The sequence below is a fragment of the Microbacterium sp. NPDC019599 genome (assembly GCF_040632175.1).
Lineage (GTDB): Bacteria > Actinomycetota > Actinomycetes > Actinomycetales > Microbacteriaceae > Microbacterium.
The window spans coordinates 215,486-238,437 of the sequence record NZ_JBEYBL010000005.1; the positions used below are offsets into that span (position 1 = coordinate 215,486).

22 protein-coding genes are annotated in these 22,952 nt (G+C 71.2%); 4 read left to right on the top strand and 18 right to left on the bottom strand.

Annotated features, from left to right (window positions below; all coding sequences use genetic code 11):
• Window positions 1-168 precede the first annotated feature (168 nt).
• Together ABZ477_RS11350 and ABZ477_RS11355 are read left to right on the top strand one after the other, a co-directional pair.
• Window positions 169-903, top strand: a complete 735-nt coding sequence (locus tag ABZ477_RS11350; RefSeq protein ID WP_360132511.1) for an MBL fold metallo-hydrolase — start codon at window positions 169-171, stop codon at window positions 901-903.
• A 59-nt stretch (window positions 904-962) separates the two neighbouring features.
• On the top strand, window positions 963-1,208 hold the full coding sequence (locus ABZ477_RS11355) for a YkvA family protein (RefSeq protein ID WP_360132518.1): 246 nt from the start codon (window positions 963-965) through the stop codon (window positions 1,206-1,208).
• 30 nt (window positions 1,209-1,238) lie between these two features.
• Here the strand turns inward: ABZ477_RS11355 and ABZ477_RS11360 are convergent, their stop codons facing one another.
• The 11 genes from ABZ477_RS11360 to ABZ477_RS11410 form a co-directional block, all read right to left on the bottom strand.
• A complete protein-coding gene (locus tag ABZ477_RS11360; RefSeq protein WP_360132521.1) occupies window positions 1,239-1,739 on the bottom strand; it encodes an ATP-dependent endonuclease in 501 nt (166 codons plus the stop codon).
• A complete protein-coding gene (locus ABZ477_RS11365; protein ID WP_360132524.1) occupies window positions 1,736-2,614 on the bottom strand; it encodes an LLM class flavin-dependent oxidoreductase in 879 nt (292 codons plus the stop codon). The genes ABZ477_RS11360 and ABZ477_RS11365 overlap by 4 nt, the downstream gene beginning before the upstream one ends.
• 46 nt (window positions 2,615-2,660) lie before the next feature.
• Window positions 2,661-2,834: a hypothetical protein gene (locus ABZ477_RS11370; protein ID WP_360132527.1), complete on the bottom strand. Its 174-nt coding sequence runs from the start codon at window positions 2,832-2,834 to the stop codon at window positions 2,661-2,663.
• Between the two features lie 84 nt (window positions 2,835-2,918).
• Window positions 2,919-3,653: an amino acid ABC transporter ATP-binding protein gene (locus ABZ477_RS11375; protein WP_360132530.1), complete on the bottom strand. Its 735-nt coding sequence runs from the start codon at window positions 3,651-3,653 to the stop codon at window positions 2,919-2,921.
• Window positions 3,650-4,525, bottom strand: coding sequence for an amino acid ABC transporter permease (locus ABZ477_RS11380; RefSeq protein WP_360132533.1), 876 nt, complete (start codon window positions 4,523-4,525; stop codon window positions 3,650-3,652). Before ABZ477_RS11380 ends, ABZ477_RS11375 begins: the two co-directional genes overlap by 4 nt.
• Window positions 4,526-4,583: 58 nt before the next feature.
• Window positions 4,584-5,435 carry an ABC transporter substrate-binding protein gene (locus ABZ477_RS11385; protein ID WP_360132536.1) on the bottom strand — a complete coding sequence of 284 codons (852 nt, stop codon included), beginning with the start codon at window positions 5,433-5,435 and terminating at the stop codon, window positions 4,584-4,586.
• 347 nt (window positions 5,436-5,782) lie between these two features.
• A complete protein-coding gene (locus ABZ477_RS11390) occupies window positions 5,783-6,841 on the bottom strand; it encodes a DUF6596 domain-containing protein (protein WP_360132539.1) in 1,059 nt (352 codons plus the stop codon).
• Window positions 6,823-7,200, bottom strand: coding sequence for a YciI family protein (locus ABZ477_RS11395; RefSeq protein ID WP_360132542.1), 378 nt, complete (start codon window positions 7,198-7,200; stop codon window positions 6,823-6,825). Before ABZ477_RS11395 ends, ABZ477_RS11390 begins: the two co-directional genes overlap by 19 nt.
• Window positions 7,201-7,289: 89 nt before the next feature.
• Window positions 7,290-7,844: a hypothetical protein gene (locus ABZ477_RS11400; RefSeq protein WP_360132545.1), complete on the bottom strand. Its 555-nt coding sequence runs from the start codon at window positions 7,842-7,844 to the stop codon at window positions 7,290-7,292.
• A gap of 42 nt (window positions 7,845-7,886) precedes the next feature.
• A complete protein-coding gene (locus ABZ477_RS11405) occupies window positions 7,887-8,681 on the bottom strand; it encodes a transglutaminase family protein (RefSeq protein ID WP_360132548.1) in 795 nt (264 codons plus the stop codon).
• Window positions 8,682-8,818: 137 nt separating this feature from the next.
• Window positions 8,819-12,658, bottom strand: a complete 3,840-nt coding sequence (locus ABZ477_RS11410; protein ID WP_360132552.1) for a S8 family serine peptidase — start codon at window positions 12,656-12,658, stop codon at window positions 8,819-8,821.
• 106 nt (window positions 12,659-12,764) lie between these two features.
• On the opposite strand from ABZ477_RS11410, the gene ABZ477_RS11415 reads away from it, so the two are divergent.
• The gene (locus tag ABZ477_RS11415; protein ID WP_360132555.1) at window positions 12,765-13,733 is read left to right on the top strand and encodes a transcriptional regulator TrmB; all 969 of its coding nucleotides are present in this window, start codon (window positions 12,765-12,767) and stop codon (window positions 13,731-13,733) included.
• A gap of 34 nt (window positions 13,734-13,767) precedes the next feature.
• Here ABZ477_RS11415 and ABZ477_RS11420 read toward each other — a convergent pair whose 3' ends face one another.
• The 6 genes from ABZ477_RS11420 to ABZ477_RS11445 all read right to left on the bottom strand — a co-directional run bounded on the left by ABZ477_RS11420 (window position 13,768) and on the right by ABZ477_RS11445 (window position 20,484).
• Window positions 13,768-14,571: an aldolase/citrate lyase family protein gene (locus tag ABZ477_RS11420; RefSeq protein WP_360132558.1), complete on the bottom strand. Its 804-nt coding sequence runs from the start codon at window positions 14,569-14,571 to the stop codon at window positions 13,768-13,770.
• Window positions 14,556-15,341 (bottom strand): fumarylacetoacetate hydrolase family protein, encoded by a 786-nt coding sequence (locus tag ABZ477_RS11425; RefSeq protein ID WP_360132561.1) that lies wholly within the window; start codon window positions 15,339-15,341, stop codon window positions 14,556-14,558. The genes ABZ477_RS11420 and ABZ477_RS11425 overlap by 16 nt, the downstream gene beginning before the upstream one ends.
• A gap of 121 nt (window positions 15,342-15,462) precedes the next feature.
• A complete protein-coding gene (hpaD, locus tag ABZ477_RS11430; protein WP_360132564.1) occupies window positions 15,463-16,608 on the bottom strand; it encodes a 3,4-dihydroxyphenylacetate 2,3-dioxygenase in 1,146 nt (381 codons plus the stop codon).
• A 122-nt stretch (window positions 16,609-16,730) separates the two neighbouring features.
• Window positions 16,731-18,248 carry a 5-carboxymethyl-2-hydroxymuconate semialdehyde dehydrogenase gene (gene hpaE, locus ABZ477_RS11435; RefSeq protein ID WP_360132567.1) on the bottom strand — a complete coding sequence of 506 codons (1,518 nt, stop codon included), beginning with the start codon at window positions 18,246-18,248 and terminating at the stop codon, window positions 16,731-16,733.
• A 26-nt stretch (window positions 18,249-18,274) separates the two neighbouring features.
• Window positions 18,275-19,000: a GntR family transcriptional regulator gene (locus tag ABZ477_RS11440; protein WP_360132570.1), complete on the bottom strand. Its 726-nt coding sequence runs from the start codon at window positions 18,998-19,000 to the stop codon at window positions 18,275-18,277.
• Window positions 18,997-20,484, bottom strand: coding sequence for a fumarylacetoacetate hydrolase family protein (locus ABZ477_RS11445; RefSeq protein ID WP_360132573.1), 1,488 nt, complete (start codon window positions 20,482-20,484; stop codon window positions 18,997-18,999). The genes ABZ477_RS11440 and ABZ477_RS11445 overlap by 4 nt, the downstream gene beginning before the upstream one ends.
• Window positions 20,485-20,588: 104 nt before the next feature.
• Here ABZ477_RS11445 and ABZ477_RS11450 point away from each other — a divergent pair, with 104 nt between their 5' ends.
• Window positions 20,589-21,980, top strand: a complete 1,392-nt coding sequence (locus tag ABZ477_RS11450) for an MFS transporter (RefSeq protein WP_360132576.1) — start codon at window positions 20,589-20,591, stop codon at window positions 21,978-21,980.
• Window positions 21,981-22,177: 197 nt separating this feature from the next.
• Here ABZ477_RS11450 and ABZ477_RS11455 read toward each other — a convergent pair whose 3' ends face one another.
• Entirely contained in the window at window positions 22,178-22,906 is a 729-nt protein-coding gene (locus ABZ477_RS11455) for an IclR family transcriptional regulator (RefSeq protein ID WP_360132578.1), read from the bottom strand.
• Window positions 22,907-22,952: the final 46 nt, after the last annotated feature.

The following is a 22,952-nucleotide window of genomic DNA, read 5'->3' on the forward strand; positions in this document are numbered from 1 at the left end:
CGAGTCGTCACCGCCAGATCCGCCCTTCTCGGTGTTGAAGCCCCACGTGCACTCCAGCTGAGTACAAGCATGCCTGCCGAGGCCATGATGTTCGAGAAGAGGCAGGCGGTCACGGCGTGGGGAGGGGCACCTGTGAACAGCGCGAGCGAGGTTGCGCCAGGAGTATTCGTGTCGACCAGCCGGGAGATGCTCACGACCTCGACGATGCTTGTCGGAGGGGCGCAAGCGCTGCTGATCGATCCGGCCTGGCTTCCCGACGAGCTCGACGCTCGTGCGGCGAGCGTCCGCGAAACAGGGCTGAACGTGATCGGGGGCTTCTCGACGCACGCCCATCACGACCACCTGCTGTGGCATCCGGGCTTCGGCGCCGCGCCTCGGTGGGCGTCGCAGAAGACCGCGCAGCTCGCCGCCGCCGAGCGTTCGTCGCTGGTCGAGCAGCTGGGGCCTTCGTTTCCGCGGCACCTCGCCGGTCTCGTGGGCCTCGTGCGGGGGATCGAGGCTGTCATCCCGGAGGAGTCCGTCCCGGCGGGCTTCGAGGTCGAGCTCGTGATCCACGACGGGCACGCACCCGGTCATACGGCCCTGTGGCTGCCGCGGCAGGGCGTGCTCGTCGCCGGTGACATGCTCAGCGACGTCGAGGTCCCTCTGCCGTTCGACCCGGATGACCTCGCCGCCTATCTCGAGGCGCTCGATCGGCTCGCGCCCTACGCCGATGCCGCAGACGTGGTCGTTCCCGGCCACGGACATGTCGGTCCCGACGCCCGCGCTCGCCTGGACGCGGACCGTCGATACCTCGACGACATGATGCGTCGCGGTGCGTCCGACGATCCCCGCGCCGCCAACCCCGCCAACGCCGACGATCACGACCGCCTGCGCCGTCTCATTCGCCGGCTCGAGCGATGACCCCGGGTCGGCTCTGCGAGTGTCACGACTTGATCTCGGCCGGCCCCGGGTCTTCCGTCATGACGGACACTGAAGGCATGTGGAGGTTCCTCAAGGCGGTCAGGCACCGTGAGCACCGCGTCGCGCCGACGACGTGGATCGCGGCGATCGCCGCGACGGTCTACACGTTCGCGCCGATCGACGCGATCCCCGAGCTCGTGCTCGGTCCCCTCGGATTCGGCGACGACCTCGGGATCTGGGGCGTCTTCGCGCTGCTCCTCGTGCGCGAGCAGCGCCGCTGGCAGGCCGGACTCGCGTCGGAGTAGTCGGCGTGGCCGGAGTGGTCGAAGTGGGCCCTAGGAACGCTCGCCCGACGGGTGCGATGCGGCCCGGATGAGCGCGGACAGCGGCTCGGGCACGCGATCCAGCGGCACGGCCTCGGCGAGCAGTCGCGCATACCGCCGCTTGTTGCCGCTCCTGCCGCCGAAGAACCGCGCGAGCTGCGCCTCAACGGGACGGTCGCGCAGGGCGGGCTGATTCTGCAGGCTCCGGAACGACTCGAGCTCGCCCTCGGCGGCGATGACGGCCTCGACCCCGTCCACGCCGAGTGCTCGCACGAACTCGCCCTCGAGGTCCGGATCGCACACGAAGACGCGCTCGATGACACGCTCGAACTGCGCCCGTTCCCCGGCATCGACGAGCCCCAGGATGCTGTCGTCCGGCAGCTCTGCACGGGCTCGGCGGGCACCGCTCGCCCCGCCGACCGTCACGATCCGCGGAAGGTCGACGCCCACGCGCGACGCGAGGACCTCCAGGGCGACGCGGTCGCTCTCGCCCTCGACGAGGATGACCGTCATCCGCGCAGACGGGAGAGGGCCTGCTCGTGGACGGCCGGGTCGGAGCCGAGCCCCGCGGACGAACCAGGCCCGTAGACGACCAGCTCGTCGAAGCCGAGCTCTTCGACGCGCGCCACGGCGTCCATGAAGGCCCCCGCACTGCTCGTCGGCCGGACACGGCCGAAGCCGAGCAGCACGGAGCGGCGCACGGATCGCGGGTCCCGGCCCGCCTTGGCGCACTGCTCCTCGAACCCCGCGCGCTGCGTCGCGAGCAGCTCCCAGAAGTCGTCCGCCTCGAGCTGCGTGCCGGCGGGCCCGCCGTAGGTGTTCCACGTGTCTGCCACCGCGACCGTCAGGGCCAGAGCGCGCGGACCGTGGGCGGCGATGAGCAGCTCGGGCGGTGCGACACCGTCGGGAGCGGGCGCGGACTGCAGTCGCGAGAACGACATGGTCGCGCCATCCCACTCGGTCGCGCCGTCCAGGGCCGCGAGGTATCCGTGGACGACGTCGGTGAACCGCTCCGCCATCGCCTTCAGCTCACTGCGCTCACCGCGGTTCGCGACCTCGCAGTCGGGGGCGCCGAGTCCGACTCCGAGCACGAGCCGGCCGGCGGAGATGTCCTGCACGGTCATCGCGATCCGGGCGAGCGCGACGGGGCGACGGAACACCGCGGACGCCACGAGCGTGCCCAGCCGGATCCGCTCGGTGGATGCTGCCGCCGCCGTGAGGGTCGTGAACGCTTCGCCGAGCCACAGGTCCACCGCAGTCCGGTGGGTGAGGTGGTCGTAGGTGTACGCGACGTCGTAGCCGATGTCCTCCGCCCATCGGTACCAGCGCGCCTGGTCCCGCCAGGGTCCGATCGGAGGGATGACGACGCTGATCCTGGAGAGAGCCATGAGCGAAGGATGCCATGACCCGGCCGGCTGCGGCACGCGGGGCGGGTCACCGCCGACGGGAGCTGTGGTCCTCGACGTCGGGCTCGGCGCGCAGGAGGTCGGCGATCTCCTCCTCCGGGCGGGGCGCGATGTTCTCGTCCTCTTCGAGCTCGGGCACCGTCGGCTCTTCCGGCCCGGGAACGTGGTCGTGGCCGTGAGGGCCGTTCTGCGGGGATGACATGGCGTCCTCCTTCGGCGGGTCTCACCCACAACGTAGCCCCTTGTGCGATCCGCGATCACGGCCCTGCGGCAAGGGCCTGTGCGGTCAGGCGGTGAAGCGGGCGAGGAAGGCGCGCGTGCGCTCCTCTCGAGGAGCGCCGAACACCTCGGCGGGCGGGCCCTGCTCGAGGATGCGGCCCCCGTCGAGGAACACGACGCGATCGGCGACGTCGCGGGCGAACGCCATCTCGTGCGTCGCCATGACGATCGTCATCCCGTCGTCGGCGAGCGAGCGCACGAGGTCGAGCACTTCGCCGACGAGCTCGGGGTCGAGTGCCGAGGTGATCTCGTCGAGGAGCAGGAGGTCGGGCGAGGTCGCGACAGCGCGTGCGATCGCGACGCGCTGCTGCTGACCGCCGGAGAGTCGGTCGGGGTGCGACGGCGCCTTGTCGGCGAGGCCCACGCGATCGAGGAGACCGAGGGCCGCGGCATCCGCCTCCGCCTTGCCGAGGCGATGCACGTGCCGGAGGGCGAGGGTGATGTTGCCGAGCACGGTGAGGTGCGGGAAGAGGTTGTACTGCTGGAAGACGACGCCGATGCGGGCCCGGACGGCGTCGGGATCGACCCGCGGGTCGCTGATGTCGTCGTCGCGGAGGAGGATGCGCCCGTCGTCGATGGGTTCGAGCAGGTTGACGGTGCGCAGGAGCGTCGACTTGCCCGAGCCGCTCGCGCCGATGAGGGCGACGACTTCGCCCTCACCGACCTCGAGGTCGATGCCGCGCAGGACCTCGTGGTCGTCGAACGACTTCCAGACGTCGTCGAGACGCAGGACGGCGGTCATACGATGCCGCCGATCTGCTCGCGGGCCCGGACGCGCGCGGTGTACCAGTCGGTCAGGCGGATCGTCGGGATCGCAAGGAGGACGAACAGGACGCCCGCCACGACGTAGGGCGTGAAGTCGAAGAACTTGGCCGTCTCGATCTGCGCGGCGCGGACAGCATCCACCGCTCCCAGCACCGAGATCAGGCCGACGTCCTTCTGGAGAGCGACGAAGTCGTTCATGAGCGCGGGCGTGACCTTGCGGATGGCCTGCGGGACGACGATGAGCCGCATCGTCTTGGCGTGGCTGAGCCCCAGGGAGCGCGCTGCCTGGCGCTGGGACGGGTGGACGGCCTCGATGCCGGCGCGGAAGACCTCCGCGACGTACGCCGAGTACGTGAGGGTGAGCGCCACAACGCCCCAGAAGGCGAAGGGGAGGCGGACGGGAATGAGGTCGAGTCCCGGGATGCCGAATCCCACGAGGTAGAGCACGATGATGAGCGGCAGGCCGCGGAACAGGTCGGTGTAGCCCGCCGCGAGGGCGCGGAGCGGAAGCCACACGGGGCCGCGGAGCGTGCGCAGCGTCGCGATGAGCAGGCCGAAGAAAACGACGAGGACGGCCGAGATCGCCAGCACCTGCAGGTTGAGGAGGAACCCCTGCCAGATGCGGGGGAACGAGGCGACAGCGACGTCCCAGTCGAAGAACATCTCCTTGACGCGCTCCCACCCGGGGGTGTTGATGAGCGTGATCCAGACGACGGCGGCCAGGACGAGCGTCGAGAGGACGCTGATGACGACCGACCTCGCGCCTTGGCGCTTCCGGAAGGCGCGACGCTCCTGTTCGATCGCGCTGACGGGGCGCGCGGCCGCATCGGCGGGCGGGGCGAGTGTCATCGGGCCAGGATAGGCGAGCGGCTCGGCGGCGGATCGTGGGCGGGGCGCGGCCCCGGGGTCACTTCAGGACGGGCGCTTCGTCCTCGCCGCCCAGCCACTGCTCCGCCAGGTCATCCAGGGTGCCGTCCTCCCGGAGCGCGTCGACCGCGGCGCTGACCTGCTCGGTCAGGGGCGAGTCCTTTGCGAGGAGGAGGCCGAACTGGTCACCGGACTCGCCTTCGGGGGTCGGGAGCTGGCCGACGATGACGCCGTCGGTGAGCTCTGCGCCCGCGATGTAGAAGGCGGTCGGGAGGTCGACGACGATCGCGTCGACCTGGTCGTTCTCGAGGGCGAGCTTCGCGTCCTCGTTCGTGTTGAAGGCCTGCGCGCCCTGCGTCGGCTGGATCGACTCCTCGATGGCCGTGAAGCTCGTGGTGCCGGTCTGCGCCCCGATCAGGAGGTCCTTGAGGTCCGCGATCGAAGTCGCGTCGGCGGCAGCCGAGGATCCCGTCGTGATGACGACCTGCGTCGTCTCGTAGTACGGCGAGCTGAAGTCGACCGACAGCTTGCGCTCGTCGCTGATCGAGAACTGCTGCAGGTTGAAGTCGAAGTCCTTGGGTCCGGGTGCGATCGCCTCCTCGAAGCCCGTGCGCACCCACACGACGTCGTCCGCGGCGAAACCGAGCTGCTCGGCGACCGCGTACGCGACGGCGGCTTCGAAGCCCTCGCCGCTCTCGGGCGCGTCGTCGATGACCCACGGGTAGTATGCGGGCTCGCCCGTCGCGACCGTGAGCTTGCCGGGGGTGACCCAGCCTTCGTCGTCGGTCGCGGGCTCGGTCGCCTCGCCGCCGGAGCCCGATGCGCAGCCGGCGAGGATGAGCGCCGCCGCGACGCTCGTGACGACGAGGGCGGAGCGAAGGGAACGCGACATGGGAGCCTCCAGGGGTCGGGTGGCGCCGTGCTGACCGGCGTGCTCCCCATCTTCCCGGCGCTGCCGGGCGGTTGGGTGTCCCGCGTCGCATTGTTACGGGGGTTCCGGCGCATCGCCGGTGTGCACAACGTCGCCGATCGGCCGACATATCGTGCGCTGGGGGGCGTCGCGCCTGACGACGGGCCGGAATGGCGACGTTGTGCACAGCGGGTCCGGATGCTGGGAGGCGGCGCACCGGCTGCGTCGCACTGGTGGAGCCGCTCGCGCGGGCGTGCCCGTGGCTTGCGCGGCGTCCGGGTTCGACCCCTCGACGAGCTCGGGGATCGCGGGCGGGGCGGGGTGGCTGGTCAGGGGGTTCGGCGGGCCTCCGCCGCGGCGAGGGCGGCGCGGGCGCCCTCGGTCGGCGCGATCGCGACGAGGCCCCGGTACAGGGTCACGAGCGCCTCGACGTCGAGCTCGCCCGTGCGGGCGCGGTCGCAGTGCACGGCCTGGATCGCCGCCTCGAGCTGGAAGCGGCCGAGGGGCCGTCCGAGTGCCGAGGCGCGCGCCAGGAGCGCGCGGCCCTCTGCGATGAGCTCGGCATCCCACTCCCGCGGATCCTGCTCGTCCAGCGGCGGCCACGGGACGACGGCGCGTGCCGGGGCGCGGGACTGCGCGAGGGTCAGCAGGGCCGCGAGCCCCCAGGCCTCCGCCTCGTCGGGCAGCAGGCTCGCGACGAGGACCGCGAGCCAACGCGCCTCGTCGGCGATCGACTCGCGCACCTGCTCGCGCTGATCGAGCCAGTCGATCGCGTAGGCGCCGTAGACGGCCTCGAGCACGGCGGGCAGCCGGTCGGGCATGTCGGCGCGCGAGGGCACGCGGAACGGGATGCCGGCATCGCGGATGCGGCGCTTCGCGCGCACGAGCCGCTGCGCCATGGCGGCCGGCTCGACCCCGAACACGCGCCCGATCTGCGCAGCGTCGAAGCCGAGCACGGTCTGGAGCATGAGCGGCGGGCGGATCGCCGGGTCGAGGGCCGGGTGGGCGCACGCGAAGAGCAGCTCGAGGCGCTTGTCGGGGATGTCGTCGCGGCGCAGGACAGCGGCCGCGGCATCCTCCCGGTCGGAGAGCCGCGCGGCGATCGCCTCGTCCAGCGGGAGACCCGTGCGGTGCGCGGCGGAGCGCAGCTCGTCGCGGAGTCGATTGCGGGCCACGGTGAGGAGCCAGGCGTCGGGATTGTTCGGGATGCCGCCGGCCGGCCACGTCGTCAGCGCGCGCTCGAACGCGTCGCCGAGGGCGTCCTCGGCGAGCGGGATGTTGCGCGTCGAGGCTGCGACGAGGGCCAGCAGCCGGCCGTACGAGTCGCGGGCGGCGCGCTCGGCGACGGCCCGCGACCGCACAGCATCCGTCACGTCATCGCCGTCCACTCGCCGTCGACGAAGCGCGTCGCGGTCGGGCGGATCTCGACGGCGCCCCACGCGATGGACGGCGACTTGCCGGCCCACGAGATCGCCTCGTCGAGGTCGGCGACGTCCACGACGAACGTGCCGCCGAGCTGCTCCTTCGTGTCGGCGAAGGGCCCGTCCTGCACGCGCAGCGTGCCGTCCGGCGCCGTGAGGGTCGTCGTGACCTGGGACGGCTGCAGGACCTCGGCGGACTCGAGCACGCCGGCGGCGTGCAGCGCCTTCGCGTAGGCGTCGAACTCGCGCATGGCCTCGGCGATCGCCTCTGGTCCGAGGTCGTCGGCGGTCATCTCGGGGTAGTGCAGGAGAAGCGTGTACCGCATGGTGTCATCCTTCCGGTGTGGGTGCGACACCTCTCTGACGATCGACCACGCTCCCGATCGACAGGCTCGCCACCGGGCCTGGACGCGGCTCAGCCCTTGCCGAGCTCGTCGAGCATGCGGCGCTGTTCGGCCGTGAGCCCGTCCTGCAGCTCCTCCCGCGCGGCGCTCGTCTCGGGCGTCGGAGCCGGCGACGAGGCATCCCCGGGCCGCCCGCCGAGTCCCGTCGAAGCGCGGTCGTAGAGCGCGCCCGCGCGCGCCTCCAGACGATCGTCGATCGCGGAGTAGATGGCCCACGCGATGAGCAGGAAGACCGGCGGGAGGAGGTATCCGAAGAACCAGTTGTGCACCTGGACGCCCGAGAGGAGCACGACGAGGACCCAGACCACGAGCTCGACGAGGAAGACGAGCGCGATCTTCACGAGCGTCTCGCCGGCCTTCGTGCGCTGCGACGACGACTTGGCGGCCATGCCGCCGAACCACTTCTGGATGACGGGCTTGAGCCAGATGACCGCCGCCGTGAGGATGACGCTCGCCCACAGCACGCCCCACCCCACCCGGACGCCCGCCACGAGCAGGTCGATCACGAGCAGGACGACGAGGTTGAACACGTACAGCGTCGCGAAGCGGACGATCCAGGTCTTCATGCGTCCAGCGTCCCACGCGCACGGCGACGCGGCCACATCGCGCTACGTGATCGAGACGAGCTGCGTCACGTCGTCGTTCGGGAGGGAGTCTGCGACGGCCGAGACGGTGACCTCCCCGAGGTCGGCGCGGCCGGAGAGGATCGTGAGGAACGCCGTGTCGGCAGCATCCCGTCCCGTCGCGATCCGCACGAGGGTCTGCCGCGGCGCGAGCGTCGTGGCGTCGACGACGCACCAGCGCTCATCGACCCATGCCTCCGCGACCGCGTGGAAGTCCATCGGCGCGAGCCCCGGCGCATACACGGCGACCTGGCGGGCCGGCACGCCGAGCGAGCGCAGGAACGCGACGCAGAGATGCGCGTAGTCCCGGCAGACGCCCTGGCGGTTCAGCAGCGTGCGGACGGCTCCGTCCGTCGGAAGGGACGAGCCCGAGACGTAGGCCAGGCGCGTGCCCACCCACGACGACACGGACGCCAGGAGCTCGGCCGAGCCCGTGATCCCCGCGAACTCGGCGACGGCGGTCGGCGCGAGGGCGTCCGACTCGGCATACCGGCTCGGCCTGCCGTACACCAGGAGGTCGGATTCGGCGGCGGCCTCGGTCACGCTGTCGCTCTCGGTGGACGCGGAGTACTCCACGACGAGCTCACCCGCGTCGCTCTGGACGCGGTGGAGCCGGGTGCCGTGCGCGTCGAGGACCTCGCGGAAGGGCAGTGCCGCGCCGTCGAGCGTGGCGGCGAAGGACTCGCCGACGGGATGCTGTGCCGCGACCGCGATGGCGAACACGAGGTCGGCGGGCTCGGTGACGTGCAGGACGATGCGGGCGGAGACATCCCTCTTCATGTCCCCACGATGGCATGGCCGACGACTTCGGCGCCCGCGCTTGACACGGGGCGCCGACGTCGTCGGGTGGTGACCGCCCGGCCCCGCGGCGGCGATCTCTCCGGGGGCGGGATCGCGGCGCGAGGGGCCGGACGGAGTCAGTGCCGGTTCTTCTGGGCGCCCTTGACGGGTGCCACCTCGACCGCTCGTTCGATCTCCTGGGAGAAGGTGTTGCCCGCTTCGTCGGATGCCGTGATGCGGAGGTCGATCCACCCACCCGCATCAGGCGTCGGGAGCCCGACCCGGTACGAGGCGACGTAGGCGCGTCCCTCGGCGAACACGTCGTCGGAGGGCTCACCCGGTCCGGACGTGTCCTTCGACACGAGCGTCAGCGGGACCTTCGTCCAGGCGCCACCGCCCACGCGCATCTCGAGCGTGGTTGCTGCGACGGCTCCGCTGCCGACGGCGCCGGCGACGTGCCCGACTTCGAGCTGGAACGGGATGTCGGAGCCCTTCCTGCGGCCGGCCCCGGCCAGCCCTTCGGCATCGACATCGATGCCGTAGTAGGCCTGCAGCATCGGCAGGAACCGGTTCGTCCAGTCGTCCGCCGTGCCCGTCGTCGTGAACGTCCAGTCGCTGACGATCTTCGTCGACGAGGCCATGACGGTACCGTCGTGGGTCGCCGTCTGCACGACGCGCGCATCGAGGGTGCCGTCGGGCGTCTCCCAGTAGTTGACGTCCGCCCAGGCCGAGGACTTCACGAGCTCTCCGTCGAGGTAGAGGTCGGTCGTCACTGTGGCCGCCGGCGCGTCGCCGTCGAGGCTGATGGTGCCGGTGTGCTCCGCGTCGCCGCCGTCCGCCCACGCGGGCAGGTTGATCGCGAGGGTCGAGCTGTACCGCGCCGGTGCATAGAAGCCCTCTCCCACGAACGGCCGGACGATGGGGCCGAAGTAGGACTGCTCGTCGCGCTGCCCAGGCTCGTAGCTGCGGGGCGCATCGCGGATCTCCCAGAGTCCCTCCACCGTGAGGACGCCCGTGTCCCAGTCGGCGGACGGGTCTATCCAGTCGGTCCGCACCATTCCGCGCTGCGTCGGCATGTACAGGGCGTACCCGCCGCGTCCTGCGGGATTGATGTCGGAGCGGGCTTCGCCGATCTCGTCGCCCTTCTCGCCGAAGAACGTCGTCTCGACCCGGGCGAGATCGGTGGGCCGGTACGCGAGACCGGCGGGGACCGACTTCTCGGCGTAGTGCGAGAGGTCCCATACCTCGTCGGAGTAGGCCTCGGCCGTCACGGTGGCCTTCTGCTTCTTCGCGGCGAGCAGGGCGCGCACGGACTTCCCCTCGACGCCGCTGATCCCGGCGACGGCGATCGGGCCGTTCGCGTAGGAGTCCTCGCCGCCGACCCAGGTGTTGAACTCGCCGTCCGCGTCGTTGGCGATGATGAGCATCGACGCCCCCGCGGCCGCTGCGTTCGCCGCCTGCTGCATGGGCGTGACGTCAGGCGACAGGCGGACGAGAGCGACCTTGTTGCGAACCGCCGCGGCGGCGAACTCGCCGGGCCTGCCCGCGCCGGCATCGACGACCGCTGCCTTCAGCGTGCCTGTGAAGGGCCGGGACCCGGCCAGGGGCATGGTGTCGAGGTCCTCGCCGCCGATGCGGATCTGCATCCGCGCGTGCTGGAGCCGCCAGCGGGTCGTGAAGTCGACCGCGACACTCTCCGTCGACTGCATCGGCTGCGCCCAGATCTCATCGGAGACGATCGGGACGAGCGTCCCGCTCTGGAACGCGTTCATCGTGACGTCCATGCGACGCACGATCGGCTCGAGGCCCTCCTCGCCGACATCCACCGTCACGGGACGGGCGTTGCGCGCATCGAGGGGAACCGTGCGCGCCGCGTCGAGCTCGATCGCGGGATCGCCGAGCCCGACGGTCGCCAGTGTGTCGGCATCCCTTGCGACCTCGGGGTAGGCGGCGACGGCCCACGTTCCCCTGGGCAGTCGCAGGATGCGCTCGCCGGAGACCTCGACGAAGTCGATCCAGCCCTCGTCGTGGTTGTAGAGCGTCGCGAGCAGATCGATCGGCTCGCCGTGGAAGCCCGTCGCCGTCAGCGTCAGGTCGTACCGCTCCGCCTCGCGGAGGACTCCGAGGGCCGTCCGGGCCACGGGAGTGCCTGCGATCGACGCGACGAGCGCTCCGGTGTGCTGCGTGCCCGGAGCGAGCCCTTCGGGATCGGCGGTGACGGTGACCGACCGGGTCTCACCCGCCGGGACGGTCAGGGTCTCGGCGCCGAGCGCGAGCGCGCCCGCCGAGTCGCCTCCGGCGCCGCCGAACGTCGTGTCGCGCAGGCTTGCGGCGAGGTCGATCACGACCTCCGCGTCGCCGCGGTTGGTGTACTCGATCGTGCGCTCGATGGCTGACAGATCCTCGCCCCACGACACGAGGCCGAAGTCGCCGGAGCCCGCGGCGACGACCTGCGCGTCGACGGCCGCTGCGACATCGAGGGCTCCCGCGCCGACCTGGTACGACGTGAGCCCCAGGTCGGTCGCACTGCTGACGAGTGCGGCGCGGAGCTGGTCGGCGTCGTACTCGGGGTGCTGCTGCTTGAGGATCGCGGCGGCGCCGGAGACGTGCGGCGTCGCCATCGACGTCCCGCTCATCGTCGCGTAGTCCCCTTCGCCGGGGGCATCGCTCGAGCGCGCCGCCGTGATGTCGCTTCCCGGGCCCGCGATGTCGGGCTTCAGGACGCCCGTGCGCGTCAGCGGGCCCTGGCTCGTGAAGCCGGAGAGCGCGCCGCTCGGGTCTTCGACGGAGCTCACTGTCAGCGCCTCGGCGGCGGCGCCGGGCGCGTTGATCGTCTCGGGCCCGCCGGAGTTGCCGGCCGCGACGACGAAGAGTGCGCCGGTCTCCTCCGCGATGCCGTTCAGGGCCGTCGACATCATGTCGGTGCCGTCCGACGGGAACATCGAGCCGATGCTCATCGAGACGATCGGGGCGTGCTGCGCGGCCCATTCCATGCCCGCGATGACCCAGGAGTCCTGGCCCTGGCCCGTCGCATCGAGGATCTTGCCGACGAGGAGGTCCGCGCCGTCGGCGACTCCGCGGTGGGTGCCGCCGCTCGCGGCACCCGTGCCGGCGATCGTCGATGCGACGTGCGTGCCGTGTCCGTTGGGGTCCCAGGCGACCTCCTCGTCGGGGACGAAGCTCGTCGACGCCGGCAGCACGTGCCCGGCGAGATCGGGGTGGGTGTCGTCGTACCCCGTGTCCAGCACGGCGACCGTGACGCCCTCACCCGTGAAGCCGTCGACCCACGCTTCGGGCGCGCCGATCCACGGAACGCTGGAGTCGAGCGTTGCCGTGACTTTGCCGTCCAGGTGGATCGCCTCGACGCCGCCGCCGAGGCTCACGTCGCCGCCGAACGGGGCGGGTCCGTCGGTGCGGGTGAGCGCCGCCCAGGTGGTCGCGGCGTGCTCGTGATCGGCCGCCGCTGCGGCGCCGCCGATGCTCTCGAGCGGCACACCGAGCTCGACACCGGGAACCGGCCCCTCGGCGCTGAACGACCTCGCACCGGACTCGAGCTCGAGGATGACGGGCGTCGCGTCGACGTGCGCGTCGTCGTAGCCGTAGGAGACGAGCCGCGTGACGTTGAAGAGGTCGCGATCCACGACGCCCGCGGCGAGATAGCGGTCGACGCCGTCGGGGATGACGTAGAGGTCGTCCTTCACCCTCACGGTGCGGTATCCCGAGCCGGGGAGGGCGGGATCGACTTCGACGAACTGCTGTCCGTCGGCGTTCGTCCGGACCGTGACGCGGTCGCCGGTGATCAGCGTGACACTGTGCTCGCCGCTCGCGGCGACGGCCGCCGCAAACCCGGACGCCGCGGGCGGCGATGCGGAGGCCGGGGCTGCAGCGCTGAAACCGGTGGCGGTGATCGCGACGGCGCCGATGCCGGCCGCGAGTGCGCAGGCGCGGCGCAGGAGGGAGGGGTGGTGGCTGTGCATGGGGAGGGCCTCTCGTGAAAGCGTCCCCTCCACTGTCACTGAGAGCCGGTCTAGTGTGGTGGCGGAGAGGCGTCATGGCGTATATCCGCCAGGGGGGAGCGTCGACATGCTCGAGGCGATCGGACTCGGAGAGGACCACTCGGCCGTCTACCGCCTGCTGCTCGCGGTGCCGTCCGCCGACCTCGCACGGATCGCCGCCGAGGCGTCCCTCTCGGTGCGCGAGGCGCGGCGCATCGTCGACGATCTCGAGGAGCTCGGGCTCATCGCACGTCTCGCGTCGGCACCGGACCGCGTCGTGGCATCCCCTCCCGCCGTCGCGATGCTGCCGATCCTCCGCGAGCGCGAGCGGCAGCTCGCCGCGGGCCACGAGGCCATGGTCCACCTGAGCAGCCTGTACCGCGAGGGAGCCGGGCAGCGCGAGGCGCCCGACGTCGTCGAGGTCGTGTTCGGGCCTGAAGCCGTGGTCCAGCGACTCGGCCAGCTGCAGGCGTCGGCCCGTGAGCAGGTGCGAGCCTTCGTGCTGCAGGATGTCGCGATCATGTCCGGTGCCGAGAACGTCGAGGAGGACCGCGCGTTGGCCCGTGGCGTCAAGTACCGGGTCGTCGTCGAATCAGGCGTCCTCGAGCGACCCGGGTACCTCGAGGCGGTGCGCGAGCTCGAGCCCCTCGGCGAGGAGGTTCGCGTGGTGCCGAAGCTGCCCACGCGGCTCTTCATCGCGGACGAGTCGCACGCGCTCATCCCCATGTACACGAGCGGCGAGCGTCGCGTCGCGGGCGGCCTCCTCGTACATCCGAGCGGTCTGCTCGACCTCGTCGTGGCGATGTTCGAGGAGGCGTGGAAGTCCGCGCCGACGCTCCTCGCCTCCCGCGGGGTGCTGCAGGAGCGAGACGAGGACCCCGTCGACAACGACCTGCTGAATCTGCTCCTGATCGGATTGACGGATGCCGCGGCCGCGACTCAGCTCGGGATCTCGGTCCGCACGGTCCAGCGCCGGGTCGCCGAGCTCATGGAACGGGCCGGCGTCGCGACGCGGATCCAGCTCGGTGCCGAGGCGGTCCGGCGCGGCTGGGTCTGACCCTCGGTGCGAGGCGCGGTTCGGGGGCCCGCCCTCAGTAAGAGCTGCGGATGCTGCCATCCGCCGCGGGGATGAACCTGGCGGCGAGGGCCTCCGACCCGCGCGCGAGGAGCGACACATCGGCGCCGACGAGCACGAAGCCCGCCCCCGCCTCGACGTACGCGTCGGCGACGGCGGGGTCGAACGCGTTGACGCCGACGGGCTTGCCGGCGGCCCGGACGGCGTCGAAGGTGCGGCGCACGGCGGCCACGACATCCGGATGCGTCTGCTGTCCGAGGAGGCCCATCGACGCCGCGAGGTCGCTGGGCCCGACGAAGACGCCGTCGACGCCGTCGGTCGCCGCGATCTCGGCGGCGGCCTCGACACCGGCAGCGGTCTCGATCTGCACGAACAGCGAGACGTGGCTGTCGGCATCCGCCAGGTACCCGTCGACGCGGTTCCAGCGCCCGCTGCGCGCGAGGGCCGAGCCGACGCCTCGGGTGCCGCGCGGGGGATACCGGACGGCCTGGACGACGGCGCGGGCCTCGTCGGCCGACGCGATCATCGGGACGAGGAGGTTCTGCGCTCCGAGGTCGAGCACCTGCTTGATCGTCACGACGTCGCCGATCGGCACCCGCACGACAGGCGTCGCGGGGTACGCCGACACGGCGTGCAGCTGCGCGAGGACGGACTCCAGGCCGTTGGGGGCGTGCTCCATGTCGATGAGGATCCAGTCCAGCCCCGCGCCCGCGCAGATCTCGGCGACGAGGGGGCTGCCCGTGCACACCCACATGCCGGTCAGGGGGCGGGATGCCTCGCCCAGCGCGTCGCGGAAGGTCGGCGTCAGACGAAGCGGCATGTGATGACTCCCATCGGCCCGTAGTCGCAGCGGACGGCGTCGCCGCGGTTCACCCACATGGGGCGCGTGAACGAGCCTGCCAGGATGATCTCGCCGGCTTCGAGGCGCGCGCCGTGCTGGTGGAACTTGTTCGCCAGCCACGCGACGCCCGTCGCGGGGTGGTCGAGCACGCCGGCGGCGACACCCGTCTCCTCGATCTGGTCGTTCTTGTACAGCAGCGCAGGGACCCAGCGCAGGTCGATCTCGTCCGGGCGCTTGCGCGTCTCACCGAGGACCATCGCGCCGTAGGCGGCGTTGTCGCTGATGGTGTCGACGATCGTGCGGCCCTCGAGCTCGATGTGGGAGTTGAGGACCTCGAGGGCGGGAACGGCGTAGTCGATCGCGGCGAGGGCGTGCTCGAGCGAGCAGTCCGGGCCCTCGAGCGGCTCCTTGAGCACGAAGGCGAGCTCGACTTCGATGCGGACGTTGGAGAAGTGGTCGACCGGGATGTCGGCGCCCGACGTGTACACCGTGTCGTCGAACATGACGCCGTAGTCGGGCTCGGTGATGCCCGTCGCCTGCTGCATCGCCTTGGACGTGAGCCCGATCTTGCGCCCGACCAGCGTGCGCCCGGCGGCGAGGTTCTGGTCGCGCCACACGCCCTGGATCGCGTACGAGTCCTCGACCGTCGCCTCGGGGTAGCGCGCCGTGATCCGCGGGATCACGCTGTGCGTCCGGTCGGCCTCGGCGAGCTCGTCCGCGAGCCGCGCGATGTCATCGGGTGACAGCATCCGTCCTCCTTCCGTGTGTCGTAGGTCCGGGGCGTTTCGTCTCGCTTCGCTCGCTCAACGACCGGAGGCCTCGGTCGTTGAGCGAGGAGCGAAGCGACGAGACGAAACGCCCCGGACGTTCCTACAGCTGGTGGCCGAGCTTGTACTCGGGCATCGAGTCCTCGCCGGCGCGCGTGTACGAGAAGCCGTCCGCGCCGATCGTCACGGCCATCTCGGACGTGTCGGTGCGGGCGTGGACGGGCTGCGGGTTGCCGTCGAGGTCGAGGACGAGCGAGGCGTCGGTGTACCAGGACGGGACGACGGGGTTGCCCCACCAGTCGCGGCGCTGGTTGTCGTGGACGTCCCATGTGACGACGGGGTTGTCGGGGTCGCCGGTGTAGTAGTCCTGCGTGTAGATCTCGACGCGGTGGCCGTCGGGGTCGCGCAGGTAGAGGTAGAACGCGTTGCTCACGCCGTGCCGGCCGGGGCCGCGCTCGATGGCGTCCGAGCGGCGCAGGGCGCCGAGCTTGTCGCAGATGGCGAGGATGTTGTGCTTCTCGTGCGTCGAGAACGCGACGTGGTGCATGCGGGGGCCGTCCCCGCCGGTCATGGCGGTGTCGTGCACGGTGGGCTTGCGGCGCATCCACGCGGCGTACACGGTGCCCTCGTCATCCTGGATGTCCTCCGTCACACGGAAGCCGAGGTCCTGCATGAACTTCACGGCCCGCGGCACGTCGGGTGTCACCTGGTTGAAGTGGTCGAGGCGCACCAGCTCGCCGGGGGTGTGCAGGTCGTACCGCCACGAGAGTCGCTCGACGTGGTCGGTGGCGTAGAAGAACTCATACGGGAAGCCGAGCGGGTCTGTGACGCGCACGGAGTCGCCGATGCCCTTCACGAACCCGTCCGGGTTGCGGCGCACGTCACAGCCGAGCTCCTCGTAGAACGTGACGGCCTTGTCGAGGTCCTCGGGCGTACGCACCCGGTACGAGAACGCGGCGACGGCCGCGACCGGGCCCTCGCGGAGGATCAGGTTGTGGTGGATGAACTCCTCCGTCGAGCGGAGGTAGATCGCCTCGCCGTCCTCCTCTGTGACGTACAGGCCGAGCACGTCGACGTAGAACTCGCGGGATGCCGCGAGGTCGGTGACGACGAGCTCCATGTACGCGCAGCGGAGGATGTCGGGGGCCGGGCTGGTCGGCGTCGGCACCGGGTTGTCGGTGTGGATCGGCGCCTCCTGGCTCACGAAGAAGCCGGAGGAGGTGCGGGTCATCTGGTCGCGGTGGGTCATGTCAGCGTCCTTGCTCGAGGTGATTTCGTGGGTCCGGGGCGTTTCGTCTCGTCGCTTCGCTCCTCGCTCAACGACCGCGTGAGAGTTCCGGTCGTTGAGCGAGCGAAGCGAGACGAAACGCGTCACTGCTTGCCGAAGGTGGGGTTGTGGACCTCGCCGAGCGTGATGTGCACGGCCTGCTGGTCGGTGTAGAAGTCGATCGAGCGGTAGCCGCCCTCGTGGCCCAGGCCCGAGGCCTTGACGCCGCCGAACGGCGTGCGCAGGTCGCGGACGTTGTTCGAGTTGAGCCACACCATGCCCGCCTCGACGGCCTGCGAGAAGTTGTGCGCTCGCTTGAGGTCGTTGGTCCAGATGTAGGCGGCCAGGCCGTACTTCGTGTTGTTCGCGAGGGCGAGAGCCTCCTCGTCGGTCTCGAAGGGCGTGATCGCGACGACCGGTCCGAAGATCTCCTCCTGGAAGATCCGCGCGTCCGGGGCGACGTCGGCGAACACCGTCGGCTCGACGAAGTTGCCCGTCTCGAACCCGGCCGGGCGTCCGCCGCCGGCGACGAGACGCCCCTCGGTCTTGCCGATCTCGATGTACGACACGACCTTGTCGTAGTGCTCGGGGTGCACGAGCGCCCCGACCTCGGTCGCGGGATCGTGCGGGTAGCCGACCTTGACCCGCGTGGCCTGTGCCGCGTACTTCTCGACGAACTCGTCGTAGATCGCGCGCTCCACGAGGATCCGCGACCCCGCCGTGCAGCGCTCGCCGTTGAGCGAGAAGACGCCGAAGATCGTCGCATCGACGGCGGCGTCCAGGTCCGCGTCGGCGAACACGACCGCAGGCGACTTGCCGCCGAGCTCCATCGACAGGCCCTTCAGGAACGGAGCCGCGTTGCCGAAGATGATCTGCCCCGTCCGCGACTCGCCGGTGAAGGAGATGAGCGGGACATCGGGATGCTTCACCAGCGCGTCGCCGGCATCCTCGCCGAGCCCGTTCACGAGGTTGAAGACGCCCTGGGGCAGCCCCGCCTCCTCGAAGATCCCGGCCCACAGCGATGCGGACAGCGGAGTGAACTCCGCCGGCTTCAACACGGCCGTGTTGCCCGTGGCGAGGGCGGGGCCGAGCTTCCACGACTCGAGCATGAACGGCGTGTTCCACGGCGTGATGAGCCCGGCGACGCCGATCGGCTTGCGGTTGACGTAGTTGATCTGCCGGCCCGGCACCTTGTAGGTGTCGTCGGCCTGCGCGACGATCAGGTCCGCGAAGAACCGGAAGTTCTCCGCCGCGCGGCGCGCCTGGCCGAGCGCCTGCGTGATCGGCAGACCCGAGTCGAACGACTCCAGCTCCGCCAGCCGCGCGTCGCGGGACTCCACGATGTCGGCGATCCGGTGGAGGATCCGGGACCGCTCGCGCGGCAGCATCCGGGGCCACGGCCCCTCCGTGAACGCGCGCCGGGCGGCAGCGACGGCCTTGTCGATGTCGGCCTTCTTGCCCGCCGCGGCCTGCAGGTACACCTCGTTCGAGACGGGGTCGAGCACGTCGAACGTGTCGCCGTCGGACGAGTCGACGAACTCGCCGTCGATGTAGTGCTGGATGCGCGTGGGCAGGTCGTCGGGCACATGGCGCGGCTGCGTGAGCGTTGCGGTGTCGGTCATGAGTGCTCCTCCGTCGTCGGGGGTGGTCAGAATGCCGGGAGGCCGAGGGCCTCGTCGGGGTGCTCGTGGATCATGTAGGCGTCGAGGGTCGCCGAGCGGTGGCGTCGCGCCGCCTTCTCGATCTCGCCGAGGGGTGCCGAGCTCTCGATGAGCTGCAGGATGTTCTCGTGCTCGCGCACGGACTCCTGCGCACGGCCGGGGATGAAGGCGAACGTCGAGTCGCGCAGGTGCCCGAGGCGGGCCCACTCGTTCTCGACGAGGTCGAGCATGCGGGGGTTGGCGGTCTTCTCGAACAGCGCCGCGTGGAACTCCTGGTTGAGCCGCGTGAACGCGCGCGGGTCGAAGTGGTCGAGCGTCTCGATCATGAGCTCGTTGATGGCGCGCGCTCGCCGGATGTCGTCGGCGGTGAGCCGGCGGGCCGCCAGCGCGGTCGCGGCACCCTCCAGGATCGACAGCGCCTGCATGCTGAACCGGTACTGCGTGTCGTCGACCATCGAGACCCGCGCGCCGACGTTGCGCTCGAACATCACGAGCCCCTCGGCCTCGAGCTGGCGGATCGCCTCGCGCACCGGCACGACGCTCATGTCGAGCTCGCCCGCGATCGTGCCGAGCACGAGCCGATAGCCCGGCGTGAACTCCTGGTTCGCGATGCGCTCCTTGATCCAGTGGTAGGCGCGCTGCGACTTGCTCTGCCCGTTCGAGCCCGATGCCTGAGCCGCGCCCGGTCCCTGAGCCTGTCGAAGGGTCGTCACTTCGTCTCCTGCCATGCGCGGTACCTCGCCTTCCACTCGTCGTTCATGGGGAACAGGCCCTCGACGGGATGCCCCGCCGCGACCTGCTCCGCGATCCACGCATCCTCCTCCTCTTGCGCGAGGGCCGCGTCGGCGACCTCCTCGGCGAGGGCGGGCGGGATGACGATGACCCCGTCGGCGTCGCCGACGACGACGTCGCCCGGCTGCACGGTCGTGCCGCCGCATCCGATCGTCACGTCGAGGTCCCACGGGACGTGCTTGCGGCCGAGGACGGCGGGGTGCGCGCCTTGCGAGAACACCGGGATGCCGACGGATGCCACGGCCTCGGCATCCCGGACCCCTCCGTCCGTCACGATCCCGGCGGCGCCGCGCGCGTGGGCGCGGATCGCGAGGATGTCGCCCAGCGTGCCCGAGCTCGTCTCGCCGCGGGCCTCGATGACGATGACCTCGCCCTCGCCGACGCCGTCGAACGCCCGCTTCTGCGCGTTGAAGCCGCCGCCGTGCGACGCGAAGAGGTCTTCGCGGTTCGGGACGAAGCGGAGCGTCTTGGCGGTGCCGACGATCTTGGCCCCGGGGGTGAGCGCGCGGACGCCGTCGATCGTGACGTTGTTCAGACCCCGCTTGCGCAGCTGCTGCGAGAGGCCCGCGACGGGTGTGCGCTCGAGCTTGGCGCGAAGTTCGGGGGAGAGTGCGGTGCGTGCCGCGCCCGTGGCCTGGGCCTCCGGCAGCCCGGCGGCCTCCCGCGATCCCCACGCCTCGGCGCGCTGCGTGTCGTCGACGGCGGGCAGCGAGCCGACCGCCGCGTCGAACGCGACGTCCGGGCCCTCCACGACCGTCGTCACGAGGCGCCCGGACGTCACGCCGCCGGCGGAGACCTCGACCTCGACGACGTCGCCGGGGATGACGACCGTCGATCCTGCCGGCGTGCCCGTGAGGATGACGTCGCCCGGCTCGAGCGTGAAGTGCTGCGAGAGGTCGGCGACGAATTGCGCGAGCGGGAAGATGAGGCCCGCCGTCGTGTCGTCCTGCACGGGCTCGCCGTTGACCCACGTGCGCAGGCGCAGCGCGCCGGGGTCGACATCCCGCGCGTCGATCAGCGCCGGGCCGATCGGCGTATAGCCGTCGCCGCCCTTGGACCGGACGTTCGAGCCCTTGTCGGCCGCGCGCAGGTCGTAGAGGCCGAAGTCGTTCGCCGCCGTGACCCACGCGACGTGGCGCCAGGCGTCGGCGAGGGCGACACGACGTGCGGCGGCTCCGACGACGAGTGCGATCTCGCCCTCGAACGCGAGCAGCTCGGTGCCGGCGGGGCGCTCGATGACGCTTCCGGATGCCGCGACCGAGCTCGACGGCTTGAAGAAGTAGGACGGATCGGCGGGACGGCGGCCGCGCTGATCCGCGCGGGAGGCATAGCTCAGGTGCACCGCGATGATCTTGCCCGGTCGGCCGGGAAGGCCGGCGAACCGGGGGTCGGTGTCAGTGGTCATGAGCTCCCTCGCTCTTGCGTCGTATCCGAAATCGTATATCATCGGTCGCAGCGAAGGCAACAGCCTCCGACGAAGAAGTCGACACGGACGAGGGAGTCACGGAAATGAGCACACGCGACCACGCCACCGCGCCGGAGGGGTTCACCCCGACGGGCACGATTGCCACGAGCACCGACCGGCGCCGGGTCGTCTTCGCGACGGTCGTCGGCACGACGGTCGAGTGGTACGACTTCTTCATCTACGCCACAGCCGTCGGCCTCGTGTTCGGGCAGCTGTTCTTCGCGCCGCTCGGGGCGAACAGCATCCTGGTCGGATTCGCGACGGTCGGCATCAGCTTCCTGTTCCGCCCCCTCGGCGCCTTCCTCGCAGGCCACTTCGGCGACAAGTACGGCCGCAAGGTCGTCCTCATGTGGACGCTGATCCTCATGGGTCTCGCGACGGCGCTCATCGGCCTGCTCCCCACGTACGAGGCGATCGGCATCGCAGCCCCCATCCTGCTCGTGCTGCTGCGCATCCTCCAGGGTCTGTCGGCCGGCGGCGAGTGGGGTGGCGCGGTCCTCATGGCCGTCGAGCACGCCCCCAGGAAGCGCCGCGGAGCGTTCGGCGCGTCGCCGCAGATCGGCGTCCCGCTCGGCCTGCTGCTCGCTTCGGGCGTCATGGCGCTCATGGCCATGATCGCGCCCGGCGACGCGTTCCTCGCGTGGGGCTGGCGCGTGCCGTTCCTCCTCAGTGTCGTGCTGATCGTCGTCGGCTGGTACGTCCGCCGCCGCGTCGAGGAGAGCCCCGTCTTCACCGAACTCGCCGAGCGCAAGGAAGAGGCCCGGACCCCGATCGTCCAGCTCTTCAAGAAGCACGCCCTCCTCGTGCTCATCGCGGCCCTCGTCTTCGCGGGCAACAATGCCGTCGGCTACATGACGACGGGCGGCTACATCCAGAACTACTCGACGAACCCCGAGGGCCCGCTCGCGCTGGACCGCACGCCGGTTCTCTGGGCGGTCGCGGCGTCGGCCGTCACGTGGCTCCTGTCGACGCTTGCGGCAGGCTTCGTCTCGGACCGTGTCGGCCGTCGCTCGACGTACATCGTCGGCTGGATCCTGCAGCTCGCGGGCGTCTTCATGCTCTTCCCCCTCGTCAACACGGGAGAGATCGGGATGCTGTTCCTCGGCCTCGCGATCCTCACGATCGGGCTCGGCTTCACGTACGGGCCGCAGGCCGCGCTCTACTCCGAGCTGTTCCCCGCCTCGATCCGCTTCTCGGGCGTCTCGATCTCGTACGCGATCGGCGCGATCCTCGGCGGCGCCTTCGCCCCCATGATCGCGGCGGCGCTCGTGCAGGCGACCGGCTCGACGCTCTCGGTCACGTGGTACCTCGCGGGCATGACCCTCGTCGGCCTCGCCGCAACGCTGCTGCTGCGCGATCGCTCGGGGATCCCGCTCGGCCCCGATCACGAGGCTGAGCAGGCCGAGAGCCCCATCTACGGCCTCTCGAAGGCCTGAACGGCCCGATCCCTGAGCCTGTCGAAGGGTCGAACCCCAGCCCTCCCAGGCGCTGAGTTCGATCCTTCGGCCGTCCCCTTGCCGAGGTGTCGTCCCCTTCGGGAGGCGCCGGGCGCAGCATCCCTCCTCCCATCGGGGACGACTCCTCGCCAACCGGTCGCCGAACCTGTCGAGGCCGCGGGCTGACTCCGCGCGCCTCAGCCGCCGATCGCGGAGGTGATCGCCGCGGCGACCCTCGTGAGCCGCGCCGCGATGTCGGCGTCGGGGTGGGGGTCCGAGAGGTAGACGACGGCGACGGCCGCGCGCTCGCCCTTCGGCAGCCGCAGCGGCACGGCGATCGACCGCAGGCCCGCGATGACCTCGTCATGGCTCGTCGCCCACCCCCGCTCGCGCGCGACGCGGACGTCGGCCCGATGCGCATCGTCCAGGCCCTCCGGCCAGGACGGCTCGGGTGCGAGCGACAGGATCGCCTTGCCCGGCGCGCCGACCGTGACGGGATGCCGCGTCCCGGGCCGCTGCGCGACCGACGCGACGCCGTGCCGCGGCTCGACGCTCGCGAGCGTGATGCACTCCTCGCGGTCGAGGATCGACAGGAAGCACGTCATGCCCAGGTCGTTCGCCGCCTGCGTCAGCTCGGGCAGGGCCTCGGCCTGCAGGTCGTGCGCGACGCCGGCCGCGAGGGCGGCCATGCGCGCGCCGAGGTCGACGCGGCCGTCGGCCTCGCGCACGACGAGCCCGTGGTCCTCGAGCGTGCGCAGCAGCCGGTAGGCGATCGAGCGATGCACGCCGAGCCGCCGCGCGACTTCGTCGATCGACAGCGGCTCGCGCGCATCCGCCAGGATCTCCAGGATCCGGATGCCGCGGCTCAGGGTCTGCGACCCGGCCGAGCCGCCGGGTGTCCCCTCGCGAGAACGCGCTTGTGTCATCAGGACGGCCCCTTTCGGTGACATACGGGCGTTCTCGCGAAGGAGG

Coding starts and splice junctions, on each gene's coding strand:
- ABZ477_RS11450 (WP_360132576.1), top strand. CDS start 20,589: ATGAGCACACGCGACCACGCCACCGCGCCGGAGGGGTTCACCCCGACG.
- ABZ477_RS11415 (WP_360132555.1), top strand. CDS start 12,765: ATGCTCGAGGCGATCGGACTCGGAGAGGACCACTCGGCCGTCTACCGC.
- ABZ477_RS11360 (WP_360132521.1), bottom strand. CDS start 1,739: ATGACGGTCATCCTCGTCGAGGGCGAGAGCGACCGCGTCGCCCTGGAG.
- ABZ477_RS11355 (WP_360132518.1), top strand. CDS start 963: ATGACGGACACTGAAGGCATGTGGAGGTTCCTCAAGGCGGTCAGGCAC.
- ABZ477_RS11455 (WP_360132578.1), bottom strand. CDS start 22,906: ATGACACAAGCGCGTTCTCGCGAGGGGACACCCGGCGGCTCGGCCGGG.
- hpaD (WP_360132564.1), bottom strand. CDS start 16,608: ATGACCCACCGCGACCAGATGACCCGCACCTCCTCCGGCTTCTTCGTG.
- ABZ477_RS11385 (WP_360132536.1), bottom strand. CDS start 5,435: ATGTCGCGTTCCCTTCGCTCCGCCCTCGTCGTCACGAGCGTCGCGGCG.
- ABZ477_RS11375 (WP_360132530.1), bottom strand. CDS start 3,653: ATGACCGCCGTCCTGCGTCTCGACGACGTCTGGAAGTCGTTCGACGAC.
- ABZ477_RS11400 (WP_360132545.1), bottom strand. CDS start 7,844: ATGAAGACCTGGATCGTCCGCTTCGCGACGCTGTACGTGTTCAACCTC.
- ABZ477_RS11425 (WP_360132561.1), bottom strand. CDS start 15,341: ATGCTGTCACCCGATGACATCGCGCGGCTCGCGGACGAGCTCGCCGAG.
- hpaE (WP_360132567.1), bottom strand. CDS start 18,248: ATGACCGACACCGCAACGCTCACGCAGCCGCGCCATGTGCCCGACGAC.
- ABZ477_RS11365 (WP_360132524.1), bottom strand. CDS start 2,614: ATGGCTCTCTCCAGGATCAGCGTCGTCATCCCTCCGATCGGACCCTGG.
- ABZ477_RS11380 (WP_360132533.1), bottom strand. CDS start 4,525: ATGACACTCGCCCCGCCCGCCGATGCGGCCGCGCGCCCCGTCAGCGCG.
- ABZ477_RS11420 (WP_360132558.1), bottom strand. CDS start 14,571: ATGCCGCTTCGTCTGACGCCGACCTTCCGCGACGCGCTGGGCGAGGCA.
- ABZ477_RS11395 (WP_360132542.1), bottom strand. CDS start 7,200: ATGCGGTACACGCTTCTCCTGCACTACCCCGAGATGACCGCCGACGAC.
- ABZ477_RS11370 (WP_360132527.1), bottom strand. CDS start 2,834: ATGTCATCCCCGCAGAACGGCCCTCACGGCCACGACCACGTTCCCGGG.
- ABZ477_RS11410 (WP_360132552.1), bottom strand. CDS start 12,658: ATGCACAGCCACCACCCCTCCCTCCTGCGCCGCGCCTGCGCACTCGCG.
- ABZ477_RS11445 (WP_360132573.1), bottom strand. CDS start 20,484: ATGACCACTGACACCGACCCCCGGTTCGCCGGCCTTCCCGGCCGACCG.
- ABZ477_RS11405 (WP_360132548.1), bottom strand. CDS start 8,681: ATGAAGAGGGATGTCTCCGCCCGCATCGTCCTGCACGTCACCGAGCCC.